This is a genomic window from Arthrobacter sp. NPDC057013 (assembly GCF_042674585.1).
GTDB lineage: Bacteria > Actinomycetota > Actinomycetes > Actinomycetales > Micrococcaceae > Arthrobacter.
Genome location: NZ_JBHUSE010000003.1, coordinates 31,521 through 55,827 on the forward strand (window position 1 = coordinate 31,521; position 24,307 = coordinate 55,827).

General features: G+C 67.5%; 23 protein-coding genes and 2 riboswitches. Of the genes, 12 read left to right on the forward strand and 11 right to left on the reverse strand.

Translation table 11 applies throughout. The features are described from left to right. Positions 1-60: 60 nt before the first annotated feature. From ACFTSA_RS05735 to ACFTSA_RS05745, 3 genes are read right to left on the reverse strand one after another with little or no spacing between them, the layout of a single operon-like run. A complete protein-coding gene (locus ACFTSA_RS05735; RefSeq protein WP_377950276.1) occupies positions 61-1,704 on the reverse strand; it encodes a DNA repair helicase XPB in 1,644 nt (547 codons plus the stop codon). Positions 1,705-1,717: 13 nt separating this feature from the next. Continuing rightward, positions 1,718-4,207: a helicase-associated domain-containing protein gene (locus tag ACFTSA_RS05740; protein ID WP_377950278.1), complete on the reverse strand. Its 2,490-nt coding sequence runs from the start codon at positions 4,205-4,207 to the stop codon at positions 1,718-1,720. Positions 4,208-4,217: 10 nt separating this feature from the next. After that, a complete protein-coding gene (locus ACFTSA_RS05745) occupies positions 4,218-4,451 on the reverse strand; it encodes a hypothetical protein (protein ID WP_377950280.1) in 234 nt (77 codons plus the stop codon). Positions 4,452-4,634: 183 nt separating this feature from the next. Between ACFTSA_RS05745 and ACFTSA_RS05750 the strand changes: the two genes are divergently transcribed. Beyond that, positions 4,635-5,018, forward strand: coding sequence for a cold-shock protein (locus ACFTSA_RS05750; protein ID WP_003804678.1), 384 nt, complete (start codon positions 4,635-4,637; stop codon positions 5,016-5,018). Between the two features lie 8 nt (positions 5,019-5,026). Further along, the gene (locus tag ACFTSA_RS05755) at positions 5,027-5,581 is read left to right on the forward strand and encodes a DUF3027 domain-containing protein (protein WP_377950282.1); all 555 of its coding nucleotides are present in this window, start codon (positions 5,027-5,029) and stop codon (positions 5,579-5,581) included. A 151-nt stretch (positions 5,582-5,732) separates the two neighbouring features. Here ACFTSA_RS05755 and serC read toward each other — a convergent pair whose 3' ends face one another. Beyond that, a complete protein-coding gene (gene serC / locus ACFTSA_RS05760) occupies positions 5,733-6,863 on the reverse strand; it encodes a phosphoserine transaminase (protein WP_354262308.1) in 1,131 nt (376 codons plus the stop codon). 344 nt (positions 6,864-7,207) lie between these two features. Here serC and ACFTSA_RS05765 point away from each other — a divergent pair, with 344 nt between their 5' ends. The 10 genes from ACFTSA_RS05765 to ACFTSA_RS05810 all read left to right on the forward strand — a co-directional run bounded on the left by ACFTSA_RS05765 (position 7,208) and on the right by ACFTSA_RS05810 (position 18,574). Beyond that, positions 7,208-7,903, forward strand: coding sequence for a metal-dependent transcriptional regulator (locus ACFTSA_RS05765; protein ID WP_377950284.1), 696 nt, complete (start codon positions 7,208-7,210; stop codon positions 7,901-7,903). 193 nt (positions 7,904-8,096) lie between these two features. Next, a riboswitch (cyclic di-AMP (ydaO/yuaA leader) is annotated at positions 8,097-8,339 on the forward strand. An 11-nt stretch (positions 8,340-8,350) separates the two neighbouring features. Beyond that, on the forward strand, positions 8,351-9,172 hold the full coding sequence (locus ACFTSA_RS05770) for a M23 family metallopeptidase (protein WP_377950605.1): 822 nt from the start codon (positions 8,351-8,353) through the stop codon (positions 9,170-9,172). 112 nt (positions 9,173-9,284) lie between these two features. After that, positions 9,285-9,478, forward strand: a riboswitch (cyclic di-AMP (ydaO/yuaA leader). Positions 9,479-9,530: 52 nt separating this feature from the next. Next, positions 9,531-10,241, forward strand: coding sequence for a C40 family peptidase (locus ACFTSA_RS05775; RefSeq protein WP_377950286.1), 711 nt, complete (start codon positions 9,531-9,533; stop codon positions 10,239-10,241). A gap of 102 nt (positions 10,242-10,343) precedes the next feature. Beyond that, entirely contained in the window at positions 10,344-11,132 is a 789-nt protein-coding gene (locus ACFTSA_RS05780) for an NlpC/P60 family protein (RefSeq protein WP_377950288.1), read from the forward strand. 222 nt (positions 11,133-11,354) lie between these two features. After that, positions 11,355-11,855 (forward strand): HNH endonuclease, encoded by a 501-nt coding sequence (locus ACFTSA_RS05785; RefSeq protein WP_003804664.1) that lies wholly within the window; start codon positions 11,355-11,357, stop codon positions 11,853-11,855. A gap of 35 nt (positions 11,856-11,890) precedes the next feature. Beyond that, positions 11,891-12,484 carry a molybdenum cofactor guanylyltransferase gene (locus ACFTSA_RS05790; RefSeq protein ID WP_377950290.1) on the forward strand — a complete coding sequence of 198 codons (594 nt, stop codon included), beginning with the start codon at positions 11,891-11,893 and terminating at the stop codon, positions 12,482-12,484. Between the two features lie 36 nt (positions 12,485-12,520). Continuing rightward, positions 12,521-12,868, forward strand: coding sequence for a DUF6457 domain-containing protein (locus tag ACFTSA_RS05795; RefSeq protein ID WP_377950292.1), 348 nt, complete (start codon positions 12,521-12,523; stop codon positions 12,866-12,868). Then, positions 12,865-14,403 (forward strand): molybdopterin molybdotransferase MoeA, encoded by a 1,539-nt coding sequence (locus ACFTSA_RS05800; RefSeq protein ID WP_377950294.1) that lies wholly within the window; start codon positions 12,865-12,867, stop codon positions 14,401-14,403. Before ACFTSA_RS05795 ends, ACFTSA_RS05800 begins: the two co-directional genes overlap by 4 nt. Before the next feature lie 63 nt (positions 14,404-14,466). Then, positions 14,467-15,339 carry a formate dehydrogenase accessory sulfurtransferase FdhD gene (gene fdhD, locus ACFTSA_RS05805; protein ID WP_377950296.1) on the forward strand — a complete coding sequence of 291 codons (873 nt, stop codon included), beginning with the start codon at positions 14,467-14,469 and terminating at the stop codon, positions 15,337-15,339. Between the two features lie 175 nt (positions 15,340-15,514). Next, a complete protein-coding gene (locus ACFTSA_RS05810; protein WP_377950298.1) occupies positions 15,515-18,574 on the forward strand; it encodes an alpha-mannosidase in 3,060 nt (1,019 codons plus the stop codon). A gap of 131 nt (positions 18,575-18,705) precedes the next feature. On the opposite strand, the gene ACFTSA_RS05815 is transcribed toward ACFTSA_RS05810, so the two are convergent. The 7 genes from ACFTSA_RS05815 to ACFTSA_RS05845 form a co-directional block, all read right to left on the reverse strand. Beyond that, positions 18,706-19,524, reverse strand: a complete 819-nt coding sequence (locus ACFTSA_RS05815; RefSeq protein WP_377950300.1) for an amino acid ABC transporter ATP-binding protein — start codon at positions 19,522-19,524, stop codon at positions 18,706-18,708. Further along, positions 19,511-20,176 carry an amino acid ABC transporter permease gene (locus ACFTSA_RS05820; RefSeq protein ID WP_377950302.1) on the reverse strand — a complete coding sequence of 222 codons (666 nt, stop codon included), beginning with the start codon at positions 20,174-20,176 and terminating at the stop codon, positions 19,511-19,513. Before ACFTSA_RS05820 ends, ACFTSA_RS05815 begins: the two co-directional genes overlap by 14 nt. Further along, positions 20,177-21,010, reverse strand: coding sequence for an amino acid ABC transporter substrate-binding protein (locus tag ACFTSA_RS05825; RefSeq protein WP_377950304.1), 834 nt, complete (start codon positions 21,008-21,010; stop codon positions 20,177-20,179). A gap of 302 nt (positions 21,011-21,312) precedes the next feature. After that, positions 21,313-22,050 (reverse strand): hypothetical protein, encoded by a 738-nt coding sequence (locus ACFTSA_RS05830; protein WP_377950306.1) that lies wholly within the window; start codon positions 22,048-22,050, stop codon positions 21,313-21,315. After that, positions 22,047-22,772, reverse strand: coding sequence for a hypothetical protein (locus tag ACFTSA_RS05835; protein WP_377950308.1), 726 nt, complete (start codon positions 22,770-22,772; stop codon positions 22,047-22,049). Before ACFTSA_RS05835 ends, ACFTSA_RS05830 begins: the two co-directional genes overlap by 4 nt. Positions 22,773-22,823: 51 nt before the next feature. Beyond that, positions 22,824-23,558, reverse strand: a complete 735-nt coding sequence (locus ACFTSA_RS05840; RefSeq protein WP_377950309.1) for a hypothetical protein — start codon at positions 23,556-23,558, stop codon at positions 22,824-22,826. Then, a complete protein-coding gene (locus tag ACFTSA_RS05845) occupies positions 23,555-24,307 on the reverse strand; it encodes a hypothetical protein (RefSeq protein ID WP_377950310.1) in 753 nt (250 codons plus the stop codon). Before ACFTSA_RS05845 ends, ACFTSA_RS05840 begins: the two co-directional genes overlap by 4 nt.

Here is a 24,307-nt window from a genome sequence, read left to right on the forward strand (position 1 = left end):
TTTCCCATGATGCTCCCAGAATCTGGGAGTTTTCTGGATGAATGTTGTGTGTTGCTTGGGTCAGCAGGATTCGACGTCCTTGGCGTCCATGATGCGGTAGGCGTAGCCCTGCTCGGCCAGGAAGCGCTGGCGCTTGGCCGCGAAATCCTGGTCCAGGGTGTCACGGGCAACGAGCGAGTAGAACCGCGCCGCCCGGCCGTCCTGCTTCGGCCGCAACAGCCGGCCGAGCCGCTGGGCCTCCTCCTGGCGCGAACCGAAGGAGCCGGACACCTGGATGGCCACGGAGGCCTCCGGCAGGTCGATGGAGAAGTTGGCCACCTTGGACACCACCAGCGTCTGGACCTCCCCGGCGCGGAAGGCGTCAAAGAGCTTCTGCCGGGCCTTCACCGGGGTCTCGCCCTTGATGACCGGGGCGTCCAGCCGCTCGCCGAGTTCATCGAGCTGGTCGATGTACTGCCCGATCACCAGGACCTGCTCGCCCCGGTGGTGTTCCACGAGCTGTTCGGCCACGAGAGTCTTCGTCTCGGAGGTGGCGCACAGCCGGTACTTGTCCGCATCCTCGGCCATGGCATAGGCCACGCGCTCGTCCTTGGGAAGGTCCACGCGGACCTCCACGCAATCGGCAGGCGCGATGTAGCCCTGGGCCTCAATGTCCTTCCACGGCGCGTCATAGCGTTTGGGTCCGATGAGGCTGAAGACCTCGCCTTCCCGGCCGTCTTCACGCACCAGGGTTGCCGTAAGGCCGAGCCGCCGCCGCGCCTGCAGGTCAGCCGTCATCCTGAAGATCGGGGCCGGCAGCAGATGGACCTCGTCATAGATGATCAGGCCCCAGTCGTGGCCGTCCACGAGCTCAAGGTGCGGGTACAGGCCGCCGCGTTTGGTGGTGAGGACCTGGTAGGTGGCGATGGTCACCGGGCGGACTTCCTTGACGGCGCCCGAATACTCGCCGATCTCGTCCTCGGTCAGCGAGGTCCGCCGGAGGAGCTCGTCCTTCCACTGCCGCGCCGAGACCGTGTTGGTGACGAGGATCAGCGTCGTGGTGGAGCTGGTCGCCATCGCGGCGGCCCCCACGAGCGTCTTCCCGGCGCCGCAGGGGAGCACGACGACGCCGCTGCCGCCGGCCCAGAAGTTCTCCGTGGCCAGCCGCTGGTACGGCCGCAGCGTCCAGCCCGATTCGTTGAGCAGAATGGGGTGCGGTGTGCCGTCGACGTAGCCGGCCAGGTCCTCCGCCGGCCAGCCGATCTTCAGCAGCAGCTGCTTCAGCTGGCCCCGCTGGGAGGAATGGACCACCACCGTCTCGGCATCGATCCGCGGGCCCAGCAGCGGCTGGATCTTCTTGGCCCTGCTGACCTCCTCGAGCACCGGATAGTCGCTGGTGCGCATGACCAGCCCGTGCTGGGGGTCCTTCTCCAGCCGGAGCCGGCCGTACCGGGACATGGTTTCTTCGATGTCGATCAGCAGGGAGTGCGGCACGGGGAACCGGGAGTAGGTGAGCAGCGTGTCCAGCACCTTCTCGGCGTCGAGCCCCGCGGCCCGGGCGTTCCAGAGCCCCAGCGGCGTGAGCCGGTAGCTGTGCATGTGCTCGGGGGCGCGCTCCAGCTCGGCGAAGGCCGCAATGGCGTGCCGGGCCTCCGTCGCCTGCTCGTGGTCCACTTCGAGCAGGATGGTTTTGTCACTCTGGACAATCAGGGGGCCGTCATTCATGCAGGTAGAACCTTCACTGCTGCATTTCCTCTGCTGCCTCGATGTCGATGATCCGGTGGATGGAAAGCACCCGCTCCGTGTCCTTCGCGGGGTCGAACACGCGGACGCGCCCGCCCGCGACGGAGACCGGGACAACCGTTTCCAGTTTCGCATTCCCCAGGCTGTCCACGACGTTCATCACGACCTTTTGCCTGAGCCGGATGGCCTTGTGCAGGGTCTCCAGTCCCAGCTGGGTGGCCTCCTCGCCGCCGGCAGCGGCGGGCCGGGAGCCGTTGGGGCTGGTGTGGTCCGCATGGCTGCGGAGGACGGCGAGCTGGGCGGTGACGTCGGCGTCGGGAAGGGCGGTGCGCGGCGCGCTGTAGACGGGGCGGCCGGTGCCCGGAACGGGGGCGGTGCGGTTAAGGCGGACGACGGCGGTCCCGGCCTCTTCGACGGCGGGTGACAGTCCCAGCCCGCGCAGCACGAGCGCAGTCTGCCGGGGCGAAGCCATGGACACCAGCACGGTGGGGGCGATCCGGACCAGGCCCAGGGACGAGGCGGCAGCCTCCCGGCAGAGCTCGCTGAGCGCGGCCTCGTCGTCGCTCTGGATGAAGCTGGCGGCCGCCCCGACCCGCAGCTTGCCGTGCCTGGCGGCGGTGTCCTCCACGAGGTACTGCAGCGGCTGCGGCACGGCGGTGGCGGAGTGCCGGCGAAGGAAATCGAGGATGGCCGCAGCGTCCTGGCCCGAGTCCAGGGCGCGCCGGATGGACTCCACGGAGAACCGGTACGTCGTGGCCGGGCCCTGCCCCTCGGCGTCGGCCATCCGCTGCAGCTGTTCTGCCAGGTCGGGGGCCAGGTATCCCGGCGCGACCGCGGTCAGGTCCGCCTGCAGGAGCACGTGGTTGAGGGCCGCAGGGAGGTGTTCGCCCAGTAGGTCCATGGCATCGTCGGGCGCGTCCGCGGCGATGGCGGCACCGAGCTGGCTGAGCGCACCGGACCCGATCAGTCCCAGCAGCTCCGCTTCGGCCAGGACGCCGCCGATCAGCGAACTGAACCGCCGCGCCATGCGCGGCTGGGACCACTCGGCACGCTGCAGCACTGCCTCCGCATTGAGGACCGGAGCCGCCCCGTCCGGCATCTCCGCCTCGAGGGTCAGCTCCCGCAGGATTTCCAGGATCCTCTTGCGGATAACGGGCGCGTCGGAGCGCTGGGCCTCCGCGGAGAGGGCGTTGACGGTAGCCGCCGGGGCGGCCCGGTGGTTGGCGGGTCCGCCGGGCTGACCGTTGACGGGCTGCCCCACGAGGGACGGCGCGCGCTCGCTGGCCAGCCAGGCGTTGACGAGCCACAGCCACTGTTCCTGCCGCGGCAGCCCGAGCCATTCCAGCTGCGGCGGCTGCACCCAGCACGAGCTGTCCACGTCCAGCCGGATCAGGCCGGACAGGGCGCAGACTTCCAGCAGTACGGCGGTGGTGTGGTGGTCCACGCGGAGCGTCTCGGCCAGCCGCCGCATTTCGCGGATGCCCACCCCGCCGCTCCGCAGGGTAGCCAGGGGCTGGTCCCTGACCGCATGCAGCAGTTCGCCGGTGAGCCGCAGGGTCTCCGCGATGGCGCCCAGCGCGGCGTTTCGGCGCAGCGCCGCGGTGGTGACGCCGAGCGTTGGCGCCGGGGGAGTCAGGGAGAAGTTGTCGATGATGGCGCCGCCGCGCAGGGAGATGCCCACACTGTGCGGCAGCTCCACGTGGGCGGCGTCCAGCGGCACCAGCAGGCCCCGCGCGAGCAGCCAGTCGACGGGTCCGACGTCGTGACCTTCAGTGGCGACGGAAGCCTTGCGCTGGGCCTGGGGTACGGCACCCATGGCCCAGTTGCTGAACCGCGCCAGCAGTGCCGCCGTCCGCTCCGGGGCGGTGGCGAGGAGCGCCTGCAATGCCTCGGGGGAGGAGGTCCAGTGCTGCAGCGCCAGCGCTGCCTCCATCGGGGTGGTGGCGGCCTGTACGGCCGCGCCGCTGCGGTGCAGCTCCGCGACAAGCTGGACAACGCGCTGGGCGAACGCCGGCTGCAGCCTGACGAGCTCGGTGTAGCTGCGCCCCAGGCCGGCCGGGTAGATGCCGACGACGTCCTTCAGGCTGCTCACCGGAAGGTAGAAGCGCTGCCGCTGGGCGGAGGGTCCTGCTCCGTGCGGCGGCTCCGCGCGCTGCACGAGGGCCAGGTCATGCAGCGACTGCAGGAGCTGCTCGACGGCGGCCACCGTTGATCCTGCAATGGCTTTCTTCAGCACCGCGGCCGATGCGCTGTGTCCGGTGTCCGTGTTGGTGCAGAGGTGCAGGGTTTCCAGGACCTGCATCTGGGGACGGTTCAGGCGCTCCAGGGCACGCTGCACGCTCACGCGGGCGCTGGCGCGGGCGGCGAGGGCAGGGAAGTCGGGAACGCCGGGGGAGATCAGGTCCGGCCGCGCAGCGAACAGGGCACGCAGTGACTCGTCGCTGCGTGCCTCCAGGTCCTTGCTGAGCGCTCGAATGAGGGACATCAGTCCAACGTTACCGCCCGCCCGTGGTTCCTGCCCGGCGGCGGGCGGCAACGCCGTCCGCCACCAGCACAAGCATCAGGAGGAAAGCTGCCGGAAGGCCGTAAAGGGCCGCCGACGTGATCCACTGCGGCGCGGCCTGGCCCGCGGCGGCCAGGGCCATGACCGCCCCGACGGCGGCGAGGGACAAAACTGCAAGGAGCACTGCCGCGGCCATCAGTGGCCGCCGGATACGCGCGGATCTCATGCAAGTAACGCTAACAGCAGCGCCGCGGCCGCGCCTCAAAGCGGGATTAGCCTGCCAGTCAGGATAACCTTGAAGGAAGAGACCAACATGGACCAGGCAGTCATACCCTGAACCCGCACATCGGTGCGGATGCGGTGACGGCCGGCCGTGCCCCAGAACGTCAGAACGAAGAAGGTTGATTAGGTGCCTACCGGCAAGGTCAAGTGGTACGACAAGGACAAAGGTTTCGGATTCCTCGCGGGCGAGGACGGGCAGGAAGTGTTCCTTCCCAAGTCCGCGCTGCCCGCCGGAGTTTCGGAACTGAAGGCCGGCACGCGGGTTGAGTTCGGCGTCGCGGATGGGCGCAAGGGCGCCCAGGCCCTGGGTCTGCGCGTCCTTGAAAAGACGCCGTCCATCGCCAAGGCCAAACGCCCCAGCGCAAGGGATCTTGCCCCGCTGGTGCAGGACCTGGTGACGGTTCTGGACAACCTGTCCGGCACGCTGTCCTCCGGCAAATACCCGGACGGCAACAAGGGCAAGGCAATTGCCGCCGCCCTGCGTAAGGTTGCCGACGAGCTGGACGCCTAGGCCTCCCGATGAACCCGGAACCTGAACAGGCCGAATCCAAGGTGGAGCCCAAGGCTGGATCCAAGGCCCTCAAGGGGCGCGCCGGAGTCCCGGTATGGCGGACGGGGAAGCCCGACGCCGTGCTGGCCGCTGCCGTGGACACCGCCCGGACCGCCATAGAAGGCATTGCAAAGGCATCCGAAATCGGGGACCACCTGGCGGCCCGTACCGAAGGCGACCGCGTGGTCACGCACCTTTTCGAATCACGGCTGCCGGGGTACATCGGCTGGCAGTGGTACGCCGTCCTGACCCGCAACTCCCGTTCCAAGGTGATCACGGTCAACGAGCTTGGCCTGCTCCCGTCCGCGGAGTCGATCCTCGCGCCGGAGTGGGTGCCGTGGGCCGAACGCGTGCGCCCTGAAGACGCCCAGGAGCAGGACGCGGAGGAAGCTCTTGAAGAGGGCGCGGCTGGCGAGGCCCCGCACGGAGCCCCGGGCGAAACCACCGCGGACGCCGAGGCAGAGTCCGACGCCGGAACAAAGGCCGACGCCGATGCAGAGTCAGGCAGTCCCGAGCAGGACTGACAACGGCAAACTGAGCACAAAGCAAACGGCGCCGTCGGGACGAAAGTCCGGACGGCGCCGTCGTGCTTTAACAGAAGAGTTTTTGTCCAGATATCGGGGCTAAACGGGCTTCAAACCCCGATTATCTGGACAAAAACTCCTCACCGGGCGACTACTTCTTCAGCTCGCCCACCACGTAGTCGATGCACTCCAGCAGGGCGGTGACATCGGAGGGCTCGATGGCAACGAACGTGGCGATGCGCAGCTGGTTGCGTCCCAGCTTCCGGTACGGTTCGGTGTCCACGATGCCGTTGGCGCGAAGCACCTTGGCGATGGCGGCGGCATCGATCGAGTCATCGAAGTCAATGGTGGCGATGACGTTGGAGCGTTCGGCGGCGTTGGCGACGAACGGCGTCGCGAATTCGGAGGCTTCCGCCCACTTGTAGATACGTCCGGCGGAGTCGGCAGTGCGTCCGGCGGCGAAGTCCAGCCCGCCGTTGGCGTTGAGCCACTGCACCTGGGCGTCCAGCGTGACGAGCGTGGACAACGAGGGGGTGTTGTACGTCTGGTTCAGCTTGGAGTTGTCGATGGCAGTCTTCAGGTCCAGGAAGTCCGGGATCCAGCGCCCGCTGGCCTTAACGCGCTCGGCCCGCTCCAGCGCTGCCGGGGAGAACAGGCCAAGCCACAGCCCGCCGTCGGAAGCGAAGTTCTTCTGCGGCGCAAAGTAGTAGACGTCCGTCTGGGCCACATCGACGTCAAGGCCGCCGGCAGCCGAGGTTGCGTCCACCAGCACCAGCGCGCCCTCATCGGCACCGTTCACCCGCTGGACGGGCGCGGCAACGCCGGTGGAGGTTTCGTTCTGCGGCCAGGCGTAGACGTCAACGCCGGCCTCGGCCTTGGGTGCAGGGCAGGTGCCGGGCTCGGACTTGATGATGGAGGATTCCGCAAGGAACGGTGCCTTGTTGGTGGCCGCGGCGAACTTGGACCCGAACTCGCCGAAGGACAGGTGCTGTGCCTTCTCTTCCACCAGGCCGAAGCTGGCAACGTCCCAGAATGCGGTGGAACCGCCGACCCCGAGGACCACCTCGTAGCCTTCGGGGGCACGGAAGAAGGTGCTGAGGCCTTCACGGACGGATCCAACCAGGTTCTTCACGGGGGCCTGGCGGTGGGACGTGCCAAGGAGCGTCGTGGCTGCTGCGGAGAGCGCCTCGATTTGCTCGGGCCTGACCTTGGAGGGACCGGCGCCGAACCGTCCGTCCTTGGGCAGGAGGTTTGCGGGAATAGTGATGCTGGTGTCGCTCACAGTGGCTCCAATTTTCGGCATGGAAGTGCGGTTCGGCGGGGACGGGGCGATGGCCGGCAGGCAACCATGACCGCCACCAAGACCCTCCTTATTCTGCCCGAAGCGCGGATACCGCGGGAACACGCCACCGTCATAGTCCAGTCATTGAGATGGTGCCCGTCACAGGCTCGGCGGATTATCCGGACTAATTCAAAATAGGCTAAGCTGGCACTGGACGTACGGGCAGACAGCCGGTGCTGCGCCGCCGTCATACAGGACCGCCGCTGCAGCTTGCCGGATCCCGGTGCGGCGGGCCCGCGGTACGGTGGGACGGACACAATACTGTGCTCGAGGAGCTGAGCTGAATGACGGATCTGATCGACACCACGGAGATGTACCTTCGCACCATTCTGGAGCTGGAGGAAGAGAACATCGTGGCGCTTCGGGCACGCATCGCGGAACGTCTCCGCCACTCGGGCCCCACTGTTTCGCAGACCATCGGCAGGATGGAACGCGACGGCCTCGTCGTCGTCTCCGGCGACCGCCACCTGGAACTGACCGAAGTGGGCCGCAAGCGCGCCACCGAGGTGATGCGCAAGCACCGGCTCGCCGAGCGCCTCCTCGCCGACGTCATCGGCCTCGACTGGGCCTACGTCCACGACGAGGCGTGCCGGTGGGAACACGTCATGAGTGAGCGCGTGGAACGCCGGATCTACGAAATGCTCGACCACCCCACCGAATCGCCCTATGGCAACCCGATTCCAGGCCTGGCCGCGCTCGGCGGGCAGCCGGCACGCCCGTTCTCGGACGGGGTGGTGAACCTGCTGGATGCCATGACCGGCTACGGCCCGGAATCCAAGGTCACCGTCAGCCGCCTGGCAGAACCCATCCAGGTGGAGCCGGAGCTGCTGCTCCAGCTGGATGAAGGCGGGATCCGGCCCGGCGCCGCCGTCTCGCTCGAGCGCGTGGGTGAGTACATCTCTGTCCGCGTACCGGGGTTCGAGGGTGCCCTTGAACTGCCGCCGGAAGTTGCTGCGCACGTGTTCGTGCGCCTGGGCTAAGCTCCAGAGGGTGCCTACGGGGGCCAGAGGGTGCCTAACGGGCGCCTAAACCGCCCAGCGGCGCGGAAGCCATATCCTGTCTGACATCTGCAGGCAGGATGACCTACCTCTTTTGCACAGGGAATATAACGGAATTATTACCGTGCCCGTTAATCGCCTATAGTTAAACGGCAACGCCGATACAAAAGCGTTACCTGATCTGAAGCCGAACCCTGCCAGCAGATCAGCAGAACGAGTCACCCACTGGCAGGGGCGGGGGAACCACAACCGGCTGTTTCGACAGCCTTGGGGTGAAGTCCGCAGCAGCAAGTCTCTTCCGCAGAAGGAATCCTTACGGGGATACCCCTGTGCCGGAACGGCTTGTGATGGCGGACCGGGTCTGAACTCTCTGACCCGAATCCGACAGCTAACTCCGCAGGCTATCCAGAGAGGAAACAGTACTTGTCCATGCAGAATGCCCGGGGCCGCCGCCGCGCGACTGGTCCCGCTCCGGAGCCGCGCCTTGCGGAGGCCACCGCCGCGGACCGACCCCGGGACGCCCAGCGCGAAGCGCGCCGCCGCCGCCGGGGTCCGTTCCGGCAGGTTGCGGATTTCGCCTCGGCCAGTGGCGTTGGGCAGAAAGCCGGCGTTGCCCTCGCGGCCACCGGCCTCCTGCTGACTGTTACTGTCCCCGCCACCAGCCCTGTCCTGGCTGCCGGCGAGCAGGGCGGGGCGTCCGCGTCCGCTGCATCACCGGCGCAGCCGAAAGTTTCGGCGGAACCGGCGGCAAAGATCGACTTCAGCCGCACGTCAGTCTCCACCACCGGCGACCCGGACGGAAAGCTCAAGCAGCTCCTGAGCGCCCAGTCGGCCGGCAGTGTCAGCCGTGCGGCCTCGGTGGGCACCTTGGGCGGACCACTGACCACGCTGGTCAAGTCCTCGCCGTTCGGTTACCGGGTGAGCCCGATCACCGGCGGAGCCGGCGAATTCCACCGCGGCCAGGACTTCGCCGCCGAGTGCGGCACCCAGGTGCTTGCTGCAGCCAGCGGCAAGGTCACCTTCTCAGGGTGGCACCCGTATGGCGGAGGCAACCGCGTCGTGATCGATCACGGCAACGGCCTGGAGACCACGTACAACCACCTGTCGTCCTCCAGCGTCCAGGTTGGCCAGAAGGTCACCCGGGGCGAGGTTATCGCCCTCAGCGGGACCACGGGCGCCTCCACCGGCTGCCACCTCCACTTCGAGGTGATGGTCAACGGGGATGTCGTTGATCCCATGGGCTGGCTCTAGGCCAACCCGAGTGAGCACTCTCATTCCTGTGACACGCCGTAACCTGAATGTGACATTGGCTCCGAACTGCTGTACCGTCTAAACCGCGTCAACTTTTCCGAAGTTGACGCTCTTGAGTGGATTGCCTAACTCTGCCACCGCTCAAGGTCCGTTCGCATTACATCGTCTGGCAGGGGCGGGGGAACCAATTTTGGTCTTCGCAAGAAGGCCTTGGGGTTAAGTCGCAAAGCTTCCCAGGAAGCGGAGCGGCCGGGTGACTCCCATCCGAATCCGACAGCTCACCTCGCAGGCATTGGGAGAGGCTACCTTCGTGTCTTCACGCCACAATGCCGCGCGCCACCGCGCGCAAACGGTTCGTATGAACCCGTTGGACTCCGTGTCCAAGGCGGTTAGCGCCAATGCCGGCACAGTAGGTCGCCAGGCAGCTGTTATCGCAGCTGCTTCAGGACTCATCCTGAGCGTTGGCATGCCTGCCAACGCGGCCGACGCCAACATTGGTGTTTCCGCCTCCTCGGAGACCGGTTCCCAGGCCGCACAGCTTGCTGTGACCGCCGCGCCCACCGCCACTGTCTCCTTCGAGCGTCCTGCCGTCACCACGGTGGCAGCCCCGGTCGCCGAAACCGTCGCTCCGCAGTCGAGCGACGAGAGCCAGACGGCCGGCGCAGGCCAAGCCGGCGACGAGAGCACCGGTGCGGCCACGGCCGTCACCGCCAAGTCCACCGATGGTGCGGTCTCCGCCGCAGCTTCCGGACTTGCTGCAATCGCGTACACCGGCATCGGCCACCCGTACGTGTGGGGCGGCACCACCCCCAGCGGCTGGGACTGCTCCGGCTTTACCCAGTGGGTTTACGCGCAGGCTGGCATCAGCATTCCCCGCGTCAACGCGTGGAACGCCATGAAGCCCACCTCCACGCCTGCCCCCGGCGACCTGGTCATGCAGAACGGCGGCGCCCACGTGGGCATCTACGTCGGCAACGGCATGATGATCAGCGCGCTGAACCCTGCGGACGGCACTCTCCTGCACGCCGTGTCCGCAACGGGCACGTCCGCTTTTTACACCCTTCGCTAAGAATCCGATTCGAGGCGGGCCGGCTTACCCCCAAGATGCCGGCTCGTCGATAACCCACGTCCTGCTACCGCAGTCCGTGGAACACGAAAGAGAGAAACTTTAATGACTACACGTGCGACTATTGCACGGCACCGCGCCGAGGTCACCAAGACCAGCTCGCTGGCTGTCATTGCCAAGGCCGTCGGCGACAACGCCGGTGGCGTGAGCCGCCAGGCTGCAGTTATCGCTGCTGCTTCAGGTCTTGTCCTGACCAGCGGCATCGCCGCCAACGCTGCTGAGACCAACGTCCAGCGCGAATCCGCTCCGGCTTCCACGCTGGAAGTGCAGTCCGCTGCAGCGCCGGCCACCATCTCGGCCGCTTCCAGCATCGCCATCTCTTACGAGAAGCCGGCTGTCTCCACCGCGCCGGCTCCCGTCGTCGAGGCCCCGAAGCCTGTCGTGAAGGTCCAGGAAGCCGCTCCCGCCGTTGACGCCGCTCCGGCTGCTGACGCACCGGCAGTCCAGGCCACCGCCGCCGTCGAGACCGCTGCCCCGGCAGCGCCGAAGACCACAGCCGCCAGCGGCAAGGGCGCTGCAATCGCCGCTGCCGCCTACGCACAGCTGGGCGTCTCGCAGGACTGCACCGCGCTGGCCACCAACGCACTCGCCGCCGTGGGCATCCACTACCACGGCTGGCCCGCAGGATACCTGTCCCTCGGCCGCACCGTGAGCGCTGCCGAGGCCCAGCCGGGTGACCTCGCGTACTACCAGAACGGCGGCATGGGCCTGGCCCACATCGCTGTCTACGTCGGCAACGGCATGGCCGTCCACGGCGGTTGGAACGGCGGAACCACCGCACTGTTCAGCGTGAACGTGGGCTCCGGCCCTGTCTTCATCCGCGTCGGCGGCTAAGACACCCACAGCATTACGGAAAGGACCCCCGCCAGCCGGCGGGGGTCCTTTTTTGCTTGCGCCCGCATGAATTTTTGGCGACACACCATGACGATGCTTGTGTTCGATTCGCTCATCTGCCTAATGAGTGTTTACTCTTATGGTGTCGATCCATAGCCCGGACATGCAGAGGGCAGCCGGCCCTCGCGCCTCTGCCGGGTGCGGCCGTGAAGAGGTATGTGCATGCGCACACTCGTTCTGAATGCTGGATATGAACCGCTGGCGGTAGTGACCTTCCGCCGGGCGCTGGTCCTTGTGCTCACCGGAAAGGCAAGCGTGGTGGCCGAAGGCGACGATCCTGTCGTCGGGCCGCAGGACATCATGGGCCGCCCGTCCGTGATTCTCCTGAACCGCTACATCCGCCCCCGGTACAACATGATCACCGCGGTGAGCAGACGGGGCGTGCTTCGCCGCGACGGCCACCGGTGCGCCTACTGCGGCAAGGCAGCCCACACCATAGACCATGTCCAGCCGAAATCCCGGGGCGGTGCCGACTCCTGGGAGAACCTGGTTGCGGCCTGCCTCCGCTGCAACAACGTCAAGGGTGACCACACGCCCAGTGAAATGGGCTGGAAGCTCCGGTTCGATCCGGCTCCACCGGTGGGCACCATGTGGCAGATCAAGGAGCTGGAGAAGCCCACACCGGCGTGGGACCCGTTCCTGCTTCCGGAAAGAGCAGCCTGAAGCCCGCCTGAGCATCGCAGCACTACGCTGGGCATGTGGACTTTGACGCAATAATCCTGGCCGGCGGCCGCTCCTCGCGCCTGGGCGGCTCGCCCAAGTCTGCCCTGATGTTCGACGGCGCCACCCTCCTCGAGCGCTCGCTCTCGGCAGCGGCCGGTGCCCGGCACCTCGTTGTGGTGGGACCTGAGACGGGGGACCTTCCCGGTGGTGTCCTCAGCACGCGTGAGGACCCGCCCTTTGCGGGGCCGGCGGCGGCAATCGCTGCCGGGCTCGCCGCGCTCCGGAGCGCAGGCCGGCCGCACTGGGTCCTGGTTCTGGCGTGCGACATGCCGCGCGTGGGCGATGCTGTCGGTACCCTGCTGGCCGCCCTTCCGGGCGCAGGTGCTGACGGCGTTATGGCGGCATCCGCCGACGGCCGGCAGCAGCCGCTGGCGGGTTTTTACAGCACAGCTGCGCTGGAACGCGCCGTTCAGGACGCCGCCGCAAGCAACGCCCTGGTCCACGGGTCAGTCTTCGCCCTCCTTGCTAGTCTTGACGTGCAGGCTGTGGTTGTCCCTGCCGGCTCCACGGATGACGTGGACACCTGGGACGATGCAGCCGCGTTGGGAGTAGCTGTCCGGGAGCAATGAGCCGCCTTCCGGACCGCCATGAATTTGGAGGCAGGCATGAAAAGCCAGGACGAGACGCTTGAGGAATGGTGCCGTCTGCTGCTGCGGGCTTTTGAGCTCGAGGATGTGGACGTGGACATCAACGAGGTGCTGTCCGTTGCGGGAGTGGCTGCGCACTCCGTGGTGCGTCCGGCTGCACCCCTCACTACTTTCATAGCAGGGCTCGCCACCGGCCTGAAGTGCGCTGCGGGCCAGGCCCCGGACGTCGAAGCCATGCAAAGCGCCATGGACGTGGCCCGTGCCGTTGCTAAATCCTACGCGGCCGACGAGGCGCGCGCGGCGGCAGGTTCCGCGGCCGCGGGTTCCGCCGGAACTTCGGCGCCCAGCGGGACTCCGGGGGAATGACAGCCGCGCCCGAGCACCGCTCCGACGACCCACCCGCCTCCGCAGAGCACACCCCTGCCGGGGTCGCAACTGCTGCCGGCGACGGAACTGCTTCGGCCGGCGGCGGACTTGTGACCGGCACCGACCCCGCACCAGGTGCCGATCCCGCCGCCGCGGGCGAGCCGGACGGCCAGCCGGAGCAGGAAGTGCCGGGGGAGCCGGACGAGCATGCCAAGCACCTGGCGCACACCTGGGAGGAGGCCCGGCATGCCGCCTTCGACTGTGCTGCCCCGATCCCGGCGGCACCCGTTCCCTTGCGCGAGGCCGTGGGCAGGACCCTGGCCGCGGATATCACCGCCCACCAGGACATGCCGCACTATGCGTCGTCCGCCATGGACGGCTGGGCAGTTAATGGAAGCGGTCCGTGGATCCTGGCCGAGCCGGGGCAGCGGCTGGCGCCGCACCAGGCGAGCGTGATCGTAACGGGCGGACTCATTCCCCCCGGTGCCAAGGCAGTGCTGCGCACTGAGAGCGGTGTGATCGCCACGGACGACGACGGGCTCCCCGTCCTGACGCTGGGCGGCGCCGCCCGCCCCGGCGAACCGGGTAACGGCCAGCACATCCGGAAAGCCGCAGAGGAGGCGGAAGCCGGGGACGTGCTGGTGAGGGCCGGCGTCGTGCTTAACCCCGCCCACGTGGCCCTCGCCGCCCTGGCCGGGTACGACGAGGTGGAGGTCCTCGGCAAGCCTGTGGTGAAGCTGCTGCTGACCGGGTCGGAAGTGATCGAGCGGGGACTGCCCGTGCCCGGGCGCGTGCGGGACACGTTCGGCCCACAGCTGGCCACGGTGGTGGAAATGCTGGGCGGCCTGTGCCGTGAACAGGCCCGCATCGGCGACAGCTATACGGAATGGCTGGCGGGCCTCGAAGACTCCGGCATCCCCGAGGCACTGAACCTGCCGGCCGACGTCGTTATTACCACCGGCGGGACCGGCCGTTCCGGCACCGACCACTTTCGGCGTGCCGTGGCCGAACTGGGCGGACGGCTAATTATCGACGGCGTGGCAATGCGGCCGGGACACCCCGCCGTCCTCGCAGAACTGCCGGATGGGCGCTTCGTGCTGGGGCTGCCTGGCAACCCGCTGGCGGCGATGATGGCCCTGTCCACGGTGGGCGCGCCGCTCCTGGCCGCCCTGGGACATGGCCAGTTGCCGCCGGTCCGGGAAGTTCCCTGCGGCACCATGATCGAACCCGACCCCGGCCGCACCCGGCTGATGCCCTTCCGGCTCCTGTACGGCATGGCCTCGCCCGCGCAGCACACCGGCCCCGGCATGATGCGCGGACTTGCATCGGCCGACGGCGTCCTGGTGGTGCCGCCGCACGGCGTGCAACTGGGCGAGATGGTGCCGGCATTCGCGCTGCCCTGGGGCCCGGACGTTCCCGAACCCAAGACCGCCGAATCCAAGCCTAAGAGCCCGGCGCGGAAGTCCGCCTCCCGGACCTCCGCAAAGCAGGCAGCCCAAAGCGGGCCGGTGGACTGGAGTGCCCTGCTTGATTGAAGTGCGTGCCCGGCTGAGATGCAATGATGGAGGCATGAACAGCCACTCAGCGCGGAGTCTCTCATGGGCCGTGTAACGCAACGACGCAAGGTATACCGCTACGTCCTGGACGGCTCGGCCGCTGCATTGGAGTTTCCGGTCCGGCACCGGGAGGACGTGCTCGCGGTGGAGGAGCCTCTTGAGATCCGGCTGGGCAATCTGTCCTTCTCCGTGACCATGCGCACGCCCGGGGACGATTTCGACCTCGTGGCGGGTTTCCTCGTCTCCGAGGGCGTCATCTGGGACGCCGACCAGCTGATCTCGCTCAGGTTCTGTGCCGGCGAGGACGAAAACGGGGTCCAGACGTTTAACGTGGTCGAGGCCCAGCTGCGGCCCGATGTGCCCCTGCCGGATTCCGGCCGGCACGTCTACACCTCCAGCTCATGCGGGATCTGCGGCACGGACTCCATCGAGTCGGTGACGAAGTCCTCGCATTTCAACCCCGCCGCCGACCGGCTCACCGTTCCGGTCGAAACACTTGCCTCCCTGCCGGACAAGCTCCGCGAGGCGCAGGCCGTCTTTGAGGTGACCGGTGGCGTGCATGCGGCCGGGCTGTTCAGGATTGATGACGACGGAGGTGCGGAGCTGCTTTGCCTGCGCGAGGACGTGGGGCGGCACAACGCGGTGGACAAGGTGGTTGGCTGGGCCCTGCGCGAACGCCGGTTGCCGCTCATCAATACCGTGCTCCAGGTATCCGGACGGGCCTCGTTCGAGCTCGTCCAGAAGGCCGCACTGGCCGGCATCCCGGTGCTCGCCGCGGTCAGCGCACCTTCGAGCCTGGCGGTGGAGCTTGCGGAGTCCACAGGCGTCACGCTCGCCGGTTTCAGCCGGGGAACCAGCCTGAACGTCTACGCAGGCTCCGCGCGCATTTCCACGCCTGCATCGGTGCCGCGGTAGGGGCGTGGCCCCTTGGCGGCCGGGCACCCAGGCAGTAGATTTTATCCATCGAATGGAAGCGTTGATCCGCTCAGACCGCAGCTGAACTGCCCACACCCAAGCTGACCGCCACGCCCATGCCCGCACGAAAGCCAGCACACCCCGCTTCGGCTTTCACGTACTAAAGAGGTACACATTGCATGACGACCGCCGGATCACGGAAGTCCGCCTGGACCGCTTTCTCCGCGAACGGATCACCCCTGCCATCTACGGGCGCAGCGTGCCCCTGGAGCTCAGCAGCTGGGACGTCCCGGATGAACCCGTCCCGGTCTTGGAGGCGCTGCGCCAGGAGTTCGTCCCGCAGGAACCAGGTGCTGCCTGGGGACGCCCGTGGAGCACAAAGTGGCTGCGGCTCCAAGGCGAAGTCCCGGATGCCTGGGGAACGGCTCCCGATACCGAGGTGGAGATCGTGGTGGACCTCGGGTTCACCACGGAGATCCCCGGCTTCCAGTGCGAAGGGATCGCGTGGCGGCCGGACGGCACCATCATCAAGGCCATCTCGCCCCGCAACCAGCACATCCCGCTGAAGCTGCTGGGCAGCGGCCTGGCCGTCGACTTCTACGTGGAGGCGGCAGCCAATCCCGACGTCGCCCAGGGCTGGAGCTTCGCCCCCACTCCATATGGCGACAAGGCCACGGCCGGGAATGAGCCGCAGTACCGCCTCGGCAGCATCGCCATCGCCGAGCTGAACCGCGCCGTGTGGGAGCTTCAGCAGGATGTGGTGACGCTCAGCGGGCTCATGCACGAGCTCCCCACCGAACTGCCACGCCGGCACGAGATCCTCCGTGCCCTTGAACGCATGATGGACACCATGGACCCGGACGACGTCCCGGGTACCGCGCCGGCCGGGCGGGCAGCGCTGGCCGAGGTGCTGGCCAGGCCCGCCTACGCCTCCGCCCACCGGCTGCTCGCCACCGGCCACGCCCACATCGACTCCGCCTGGCTGTGGCCCGTTCGGGAGACCATGCGCAAATGCGCCCGGACCTTCTCCAACGTGGTGGCCCTCATGGACGAGGACCCGGACTTCGTGTTCTCCTGCTCCTCGGCCCAGCAGCTCGCCTGGATCAAGGAATACTATCCGGAGCTCTTCGAACGCATCCGGGAGAAGGTGAAATCCGGCCAGTTCATCCCCGTGGGCGGCATGTGGGTGGAATCCGACACCAACATGCCGGGCGGTGAGGCGATGGCCCGGCAGTTCGTGGAAGGCAAGGGCTTTTTCCTCAGGGAATTCGACGTCGAGTGCAGGGAAGCCTGGCTCCCGGATTCCTTCGGGTACTCCGCGGCCATGCCCCAGATCGTCAAGGCCGCCGGCAGCCGGTGGTTCCTGACCCAGAAAATCTCCTGGAACCAGATCAACCGGATGCCGCACCACACCTTCAACTGGGAAGGCATCGACGGCACCCGCCTCTTCACTCACTTCCCGCCGGTGGACACCTACAACTCCGAGCTCAGTGGCCGGGACCTGGCACACGCCGAGCGCAACTACCGGGACCACGGATACGGCACCACCTCGCTCGTCCCGTTCGGCTATGGCGACGGCGGCGGCGGACCCACAAGGGAGATGCTGGCCGCCGCGCACCGCGCCGCCGATCTGGAAGGCTCGCCGAAAGTCCGGATCGGAACGCCGCGCAGCTTCTTTGAACAGGCCGAGGCCGAGTACACAGCGCTGCCCGTGTGGGTGGGGGAGATGTACCTGGAGCTGCACCGCGGCACCTACACCAGCCAGGCCAGGACCAAGCAGGGCAACCGCCGGTCCGAGCACCTCCTCCGCGAGGCCGAGCTCTGGTGCGCCACCGCCGCCGTCCGCTCCGCCGGGCAGTACACCTACCCCGCAGCCGAACTGAAGCGGCTGTGGCAGCTGGTCCTGCTGCAGCAGTTCCACGACATCCTGCCCGGCAGCGCCATCGCCTGGGTGCACCAGGACGCCGAACGCAACTACGCCGCCGTCGCCAAGGGGCTGGAATCGCTCATCAGCGAGGCATCCGCGGCCCTCCTTGGCGAAGGCACACAGGAGTTTCTGCTCAACGCCAGCCCCCATGCCCGCCACGGAGTCCCGGCGCTCGCAGCAGCTGCGCCTGCTGCATCCCACGACGCAGATGCGCCCAAAGACGCAGCAGCCCGGGATGAAGTTGCTGCCACGCCGCTGGATGGCGGCTTTGTCCTGGACAATGGCGTTATCCGCGCCGTGCTGGATGACAACGGGCTCCTGACCTCCCTGCGGGATCACGGAACAGGCCGCGAGGCGATCGCACCGGGCCAGTTCGGCAACCACCTGGAACTGCACCGCGACACCCCCAACGAATGGGACGCCTGGGACATCGACGAGTTCTACCGGCGGAAGGTCACCAGCCTGACCGACGCCGCAGAGGTGCGGCTGGAGCGGCACGGCGGGGACGCCGTCGTCGTTGTTGAACGGCTGACCGGTTCCTCCCGGATCGTTCAGCGCATCACGCTGGCGGCGGGCAGCCCGTCCCTGGGGATCTCCACCGAGGTCGACTGGCAGGAACGCGAGAAATTGCTCAAGCTGGGCTTCCCGCTGGACTTGCGGGCCGACCGCTCGGCGGCGGAGACCCAGTTCGGCCACGTCTTCCGGCCCACCCACGTAAACACTTCGTGGGAGGCGGCGAAGTTCGAGATCTGCGCGCACCGCTGGATCCACGTCGCCGAACCGGGGTACGGCGTGGCCATCGCCAACGCCTCGACATACGGGCACGACGTCGCCCGGTCTGTCCGGGACGACGGCGGGACCACCACCACCGTCCGGCTCTCCCTGCTGCGTGCGGCCAAGTTCCCCGACCCCGAGGCCGACCGGGGACTGCACGTTCTGGACGTCTGGGTCAGGCCGGCAGCGGGAATCGCCGAGGCTGTGGAGGAGGGCTACCGCGCCAACCTCGCACTGAGGACGGTCCGCGGCGCGCACCCCGCCGAGGCGCTGGTTTCCGTGGACAACCCGGCACTGGTCATTGAAGCGGTGAAGCTGGCCGAAGATGGCTCCGGCGACGTGATCGTCCGGCTGTACGAATCATTGGGCCAGCGTTCCGCCGGACGGCTGACGGCCAACTTCGGGTCCTCGGGAATCCAGACAGTGGACCTGCTCGAGCGGCCGGTCGAGGCGCCGGGTGTCGTTGCCGGGGCGGACTCCGCCGAGCTCACGCTGCGGCCGTTCCAGCTGGTGACCCTGAGGCTCGCCCGCTGACAGCGACCGGTTGCCGCATCAGGGGCAACCGGTCCGTCGATTTACCAAAAAGGGCCGCTCAGCTTGCTGCTGGGCGGCCCTTTTTGGCAAAACGGTGAAGGCTCCGGGCAGTGGCGGTCGCGAGAAGGCGGTCAGAACTCGTGCAGCAGGCGCCGGACGAATTGCCGGGTCCGCTCCTGCCGCGGCGCGCGGAGGACCTCGGCGGCCGGTCCGCGCTCCACCACCAGGCCGCCGTCCATGAAGATGACCTCGTCCGCCACCTGGCGGGCGAAGGCCAGCTCGTGGGTAACGATGACCATGGTCCACCCCTCGTCGGCCAGTTCCTGGATGACGCCCAGGACGTCGCCCACGAGCTCCGGGTCCAGCGCCGAGGTGGGCTCGTCGAACAGCAGCAGCTGGGGCTTCAGGGCAAGGGCACGCACAATGCCCACGCGCTGCTGCTGGCCGCCGGAGAGCTCGAATGGATACGCGTCGCGCTTGTCCGCCAGCCCCACCCTGGCGAGGAGCTTTTCGGCGTCGGCCACGGCCTCGGCCCGCTTGCGCTTCTGGACCTGGACAGGACCCTCAATGACGTTTTGCAGGACCGTCATGTGCGGGAACAGGTTGTAGTGCTGGAACACCATGGCGCTGCGGTCCCGCAGATCCGAGATCTCCTTCTTGGAGACCTTGGCGGAAAAATCGAGGGCGAGGGAGGTACCCGGCCCCGTAAAGGTGACCGTCCCGGCGTCGGGCGTTTCCAGGCCGTTCAGTGAGCGCAGCACGGTGGTCTTGCCCGAACCGGACGGCCCTATCAGGGCCACCACGTTGCCCCGGCGCACGTCGAGGTCGATGTCGCGCAGCACCACGTTGCTGCCGAACGCCTTTGCGAGGTTGCGGACGGACAGCACGGGCCTGGCCTGTGGTGCGGCGCCGGAGGGAACGGGTCCCCGGGTTTCGTCAGTGGGCGACATAGCGGTCCAGTCTCCTTTCAAGGACGGACTGCCCGGAGGAGAGCGCCAGGCAGATCACCCAGTAGACCAGGGCCGCCTCGAGGTACAGCACCATGAACTCCTGGCTGAAGGCCGCGATCTGCTGGGCGTTGCGGAAGAGCTCCGTGACCAGGATCAGCGAGGCCAGGGACGTGTCCTTGACCAGCGAAATGAAGGTGTTGGACAGCGGCGGCACGGACACCCTCGCGGCCTGCGGCAGGATGATGCGGCGCAGTGACTGGCTCCGGGACATGCCGATGGTGTGGCCGGCCTCCCATTGGCCCTTGGGCACAGAGAGGATGGCGGCGCGGATGACCTCGGCGGCGTAACCGCCCACGTTCAGCGAAAAGGCGATGATGGCGCTGGGCCAAGGATCCAGCTTCACGCCAAGGCTCGGCAGGCCGTAGAAGATCACAAACAACTGCACCAGCAGCGGCGTGCCGCGGATCACGGAAACGTAGAACCGCGCCACGCCGGACACCACCACGTTCCGGCTCAGCCGCATGAGCGCCACCAGCAGGGCCAGCGCGAGGCCAATGACGAACGAGGCCAGCGTCAGCGGGATGGTGCCGGTGACTGCCCCGGTGACAATGGGGCCGAAGGAGCTCCAGACGAGGTCCCAGTTCAACGGCATCTACTTGGTGACGTCCGTGCCGAAGTACTTCTTCGAGATCTTGGCCAGCGTTCCGTCAGCCCGGAGTTCGTCCAGTGCCTTGTCCACCGCGGCGGTGAGCTCCGTGGAGCCCTTCCGGAACACGAACGCGCTTTCCGACTTGTCGGTGGTTTCGGCGGCGATCTTCAGCCCGGCGTCGGGATTGGTCTTGGCATAGTCGAGGTACGTGAGCTTGTCGTTGACGATGGCATCCACGCGCCCCTGCCGGACCAGCGACACGCCCTGGGCCCAGCCCTCCACCGACTGGACGTTGGCCCCGGCGTCGACGGCCAGCTTGTAGAAGTTGCTGGTGAGCGACTGCGCCGTGGTCTTGCCCTTGAGGCTCTCAAAGCTGTTAATGCTGCTGTTGTCCGCCTTCGTCACGATCACGCCCGTAGAGACGGTGTACGGCTTGGAGAAATCGTACTTGGCCTTGCGTTCGGCATTGATGGAGATCTGGTTGGCGATGGTGTCGAAGCGCTTGGCGTCGAGGCCCGCGAAAATGCCGTCGAACTGGGTCTCCTGGAAGTTGGCCTTCACACCCAGCTTCTCCGCTACCGCCCGGGCGATCTCCACGTCGTAGCCCGTGAGATCGCCGGCTCCTTCCGCATGGAAGCTGAAGGGCTTGTAGGTGCCCTCGGTGGCGATGACGATCTCGCCCTTGGACTTCACATCGCTGAGTGACGTGTCCGAGCCGCTTGAAGCGGGAGCCGAGGAGCCTCCGCCGCCGGAGCCTCCACCGCAGGCCGTCAAGGCCAGTGCCAGTCCGGCGAGGGTGGCTGCAAGGGCGGAACGGCGGGAATGGAGACGGTTCATGGCGGGTACCTTTTTCTTCAGGCTGCGGCGGCAGGCATCGCGTCCGCCGGGTCCGGCGTCCGGCGATGCCACTGCGTGCAACGCATGGGCAGAGACCTTTTATTTCGCCATCATACGGGGACCGGCCTTCCCTTCCAGGCAGGCCCTTAAACAGGCTGAGTGGGGGCGGTCCCCAACGGCCGCCACCACTCATCCCCCCAATGTGCGATCCGGCAGGCGCCACAGCTGGTAAGCCAGGCAGCAACTGCTTTCACACATTCATGATTCTCTCACGGTCTAATGATTTTGTGAATCCCGGTTGGCTACCCTCCGGTAGATGACGTCCCGTGACTCCTGTGTTTCCCGGCGTTGACGCGCGCCAGCCACACCATGACCAGGCCGGAGGTGTAGAAAACCACCGCGCCGTTGTTCACTGCCGGCGCCACCGGGAGGAGCTGCGGAGGCGCGAACTCAAGGCAAAGTCCGGCAACGGTTGCCACGGCACCGGCCGCCATCAGGGCCGCCCCGGTCCTGACCAGCCTGGGCAGGTGTTCCCTGACGCTGCGGAGCAGTGCAGGCAGCAGTGCAAGGGAAACGTACGCCAGGTAGCCCCTTGCCGCGGCCCAGTAAAACGGCTGCAGGGCGGCGTTCCGGGCGCTGGCGGCGCCGGCGTCCCTGAAGCGGACCGACGAGGCGGAAGGCTCCATCAGAAGGAAGATGGCCACCAGGGCCACCGAGAAAACCGCAAGCATCACCATCCCGGGGCGCCCGGCGATCATGCGGTGGGCGTCGGGGGCGCCGAACCCCTTCGTGACGCGGACAGCAATGAGGTAGATGGTGGCGAAGACAACCAGGCGCAGCAGGACGTGGGCAATGTTGATGCCGCCGAGGGCGCCGTCGATGGCCACATAGAACTGCCCGATGCTCAGGACGGCCGCGGCCGTCGCCAACAGGAAAATGTAGAACAGGGCGGGGTTGACGCCGCGCAGGGTGCTCGGGATCCTGGCCAGCGCGGCACCCGCGCACACCACCAGCGTTATCCAGGGGAGAATCTCGCTCAAACCAGGTTCTCCCAGATTCTGTCCGTCTGTTCCTGGTCCTGCTCCTGGCGCCGCAGGGTTTTGCCGAGTGCCTGCAGGCGTTCCCCGGCGAGGGCTGCCAGGTCGCCGTCGCTGAGCCTGTCCAGCGCCGCCTGTCGTGCGCCGGGCGGCCAGCCGGCTTCGGTTTCGGTCACCAGGCCGGTGGCCACCAGTCCGCCTGCCAGTCCGACGCCGGCTGCCCGGGAGGTGGCAAGGGCCAGTTCGGGGGCGAGCCGGTTGGCGGTCAGTTGTGCCGAGTAGTTTTGGGGGGCGACGCCGGTGGCGGCGGAGACGCGGTGGCGGAGTTCGCCGTCGTCGATGGCGTCCACCCAGTTCTTCACGGAGGTGGCGTGCGGCGGCGGGCTGAGCTCCGGGCCGCCGGCGGGGCCTTCGGGTGCGGTGCGGCCAATGACTGCCCGCAGCAGGTCGACGGTGGCGATTTGGCTTACCAGTTCCTTGTCGGTGGGGAGGGGGCTGGAGCCCGCAAGGTCGCTGTAGGGCTCAAAAGTGGCCAGGGCGGCAACCGGATTGATGTTGTAGGCCCGGCTGATGCTTACGACTGTGGTCTCGGCAACCTTTCCCCGCACCATCTGCTGGGCGAGGGTGGTGCGCTTGACCCCGGAGACCCTGCAGACATCGGCCGTGCTGGTATCCGGTGCCACGTCACTAAGCCAGCGCTGGAATGCTTTGGCGGGGAGGGGCATGAAACGCTCTCTGCTGAACGAATGTTTGACTCATATTAGCGGCGTGGAAAATTAGCGGCGCTCGACGGACAGGGCTCCGCGCCGGCGGCCTGCTCTGCCGCTCGCCACCCAGATGAGTGCGAGGCCGACGACGAAGCAGAGGATAGCCGTGTAGTTGACGACAAAACGCAGGAATCCCAGCGGCGGCGGGATGACCGGGAACAGCAAGGTAAGGGGAACCGCGATGCTGCCCACGGCCAAAAGTGCCGCGCTTGCCCGGAGCAGGGCGGGCAGCGGGCGCCGGACAGCCCGCAGCATTCCCGGCAGGATCGCAAGGCACACGAAGGCCGGGTAGGCGCGGCCGGCGGCGGCGTAGTACTGGAGCAGCGCCGCGTTCTGCCCGCTCCTGGATTCGAGGCCGGTCATCCCGACGGCCGAACCTGCGGTGTCCATCAGGACAAAGCAAACCACCAGCACGGCAGAAATCACGCCGAGGGCCAGCATCCCGGCGCGTCCCCGGATCAGCTGGATCCCGCGGCTGTCCCCGAACCCGGCCGCAATCCGGAGAGCCAGGAACAGGATGGCTCCGAAGATGATGAAGCGCAGCAGCAGGTTTGCGACGTTAATGCCGCCAAGCAGGGTATCGATCGCCAGGTAGGGGCCGCGGATGCTCAGCAGGATGGCCAGCGTCAGGAGAGCCAGGGCATAGAAGATGGACTGGTTCTTCCGCCGGACAAGGTTCGGGATCCGGCTCAGCGCCGCGGCGCCGGACGCGATCAGGGTGGTCCATTGCAGCATTTCAATCATCCGAGGTTTTTCCAGATCTGTTCGGTTTGTCGTTGGTCGTGTTCCTGCCGCCGCAGGGTTTTGCCGAGTGCCTGGAGGCGTTCGCCGGCCAGGACGGTCAACTGGCCGTGGGTCAGCCGGTCCAGGGCCGCCTGCCGGGCGCCGGGCCGCCAGCCGGCTTCGGTTTCGGTCACCAGGCCGGTGGCCACCAGTCCGCCTGCCAGTCCGACGCCGGCTGCCCGGGAGGTGGCAAGGGCCAGTTCGGGGGCGAGCCGGTTGGCGGTCAGTTGTGCCGAGTAGTTTTGGGGAGCGACGCCGGTGGCGGCGGAGACGCGGTGGCGGAGTTCGCCGTCGTCGATGGCGTCCACCCAGTTCTTCACGGAGGTGGCGTGCGGCGGCGGGCTGAGCTCGGGCGGTCCTGTGCCTTTGCCCTTGCCCGCGGCACCGGCTCCGGCGTCCTCCTCGGTGCGCGCAATAATGGCGTGCAGCAGGTCGGCGGTGGCAATCTGGCTGACCAGTTCCTGCAGCGTCGGCGGGATCGGCGGTTGTTCCAGGTCCCGGTAGGGCTCGAAGAAGCCCAGCGCTGACACCGGATTGATGTTGTAGGCCCGGCTGATCCCCACCACTGTTGCCTCAGCCACCTTGCCGCGGACCAGCTGCTGGGCCAGGGTGGTGCGCTTGACCCCAGAAGCCCTGGCCACATCAGCAACGCTGGCGTCCGGCGCGACGCCGTGCAGCCAGCGCTGGAAGGCCTTGGCGGGTAGGGGCAT

Excerpts from the sequence above, each read along its gene's own strand:
- ACFTSA_RS05825 (WP_377950304.1), bottom strand. The coding sequence starts at position 21,010 with ATGAACCGTCTCCATTCCCGCCGTTCCGCCCTTGCAGCCACCCTCGCC.
- ACFTSA_RS05780 (WP_377950288.1), top strand. The coding sequence starts at position 10,344 with ATGACTACACGTGCGACTATTGCACGGCACCGCGCCGAGGTCACCAAG.
- ACFTSA_RS05745 (WP_377950280.1), bottom strand. The coding sequence starts at position 4,451 with ATGAGATCCGCGCGTATCCGGCGGCCACTGATGGCCGCGGCAGTGCTC.
- ACFTSA_RS05775 (WP_377950286.1), top strand. The coding sequence starts at position 9,531 with ATGAACCCGTTGGACTCCGTGTCCAAGGCGGTTAGCGCCAATGCCGGC.
- ACFTSA_RS05840 (WP_377950309.1), bottom strand. The coding sequence starts at position 23,558 with ATGATTGAAATGCTGCAATGGACCACCCTGATCGCGTCCGGCGCCGCG.
- ACFTSA_RS05755 (WP_377950282.1), top strand. The coding sequence starts at position 5,027 with ATGAACCCGGAACCTGAACAGGCCGAATCCAAGGTGGAGCCCAAGGCT.
- ACFTSA_RS05795 (WP_377950292.1), top strand. The coding sequence starts at position 12,521 with ATGAAAAGCCAGGACGAGACGCTTGAGGAATGGTGCCGTCTGCTGCTG.
- ACFTSA_RS05815 (WP_377950300.1), bottom strand. The coding sequence starts at position 19,524 with ATGTCGCCCACTGACGAAACCCGGGGACCCGTTCCCTCCGGCGCCGCA.
- ACFTSA_RS05785 (WP_003804664.1), top strand. The coding sequence starts at position 11,355 with ATGCGCACACTCGTTCTGAATGCTGGATATGAACCGCTGGCGGTAGTG.
- ACFTSA_RS05735 (WP_377950276.1), bottom strand. The coding sequence starts at position 1,704 with ATGAATGACGGCCCCCTGATTGTCCAGAGTGACAAAACCATCCTGCTC.
- ACFTSA_RS05765 (WP_377950284.1), top strand. The coding sequence starts at position 7,208 with ATGACGGATCTGATCGACACCACGGAGATGTACCTTCGCACCATTCTG.
- ACFTSA_RS05820 (WP_377950302.1), bottom strand. The coding sequence starts at position 20,176 with ATGCCGTTGAACTGGGACCTCGTCTGGAGCTCCTTCGGCCCCATTGTC.
- ACFTSA_RS05740 (WP_377950278.1), bottom strand. The coding sequence starts at position 4,207 with ATGTCCCTCATTCGAGCGCTCAGCAAGGACCTGGAGGCACGCAGCGAC.
- ACFTSA_RS05770 (WP_377950605.1), top strand. The coding sequence starts at position 8,351 with ATGCAGAATGCCCGGGGCCGCCGCCGCGCGACTGGTCCCGCTCCGGAG.
- ACFTSA_RS05835 (WP_377950308.1), bottom strand. The coding sequence starts at position 22,772 with ATGCCCCTCCCCGCCAAAGCATTCCAGCGCTGGCTTAGTGACGTGGCA.
- ACFTSA_RS05800 (WP_377950294.1), top strand. The coding sequence starts at position 12,865 with ATGACAGCCGCGCCCGAGCACCGCTCCGACGACCCACCCGCCTCCGCA.
- ACFTSA_RS05845 (WP_377950310.1), bottom strand. The coding sequence starts at position 24,307 with ATGCCCCTACCCGCCAAGGCCTTCCAGCGCTGGCTGCACGGCGTCGCG.
- fdhD (WP_377950296.1), top strand. The coding sequence starts at position 14,467 with ATGGGCCGTGTAACGCAACGACGCAAGGTATACCGCTACGTCCTGGAC.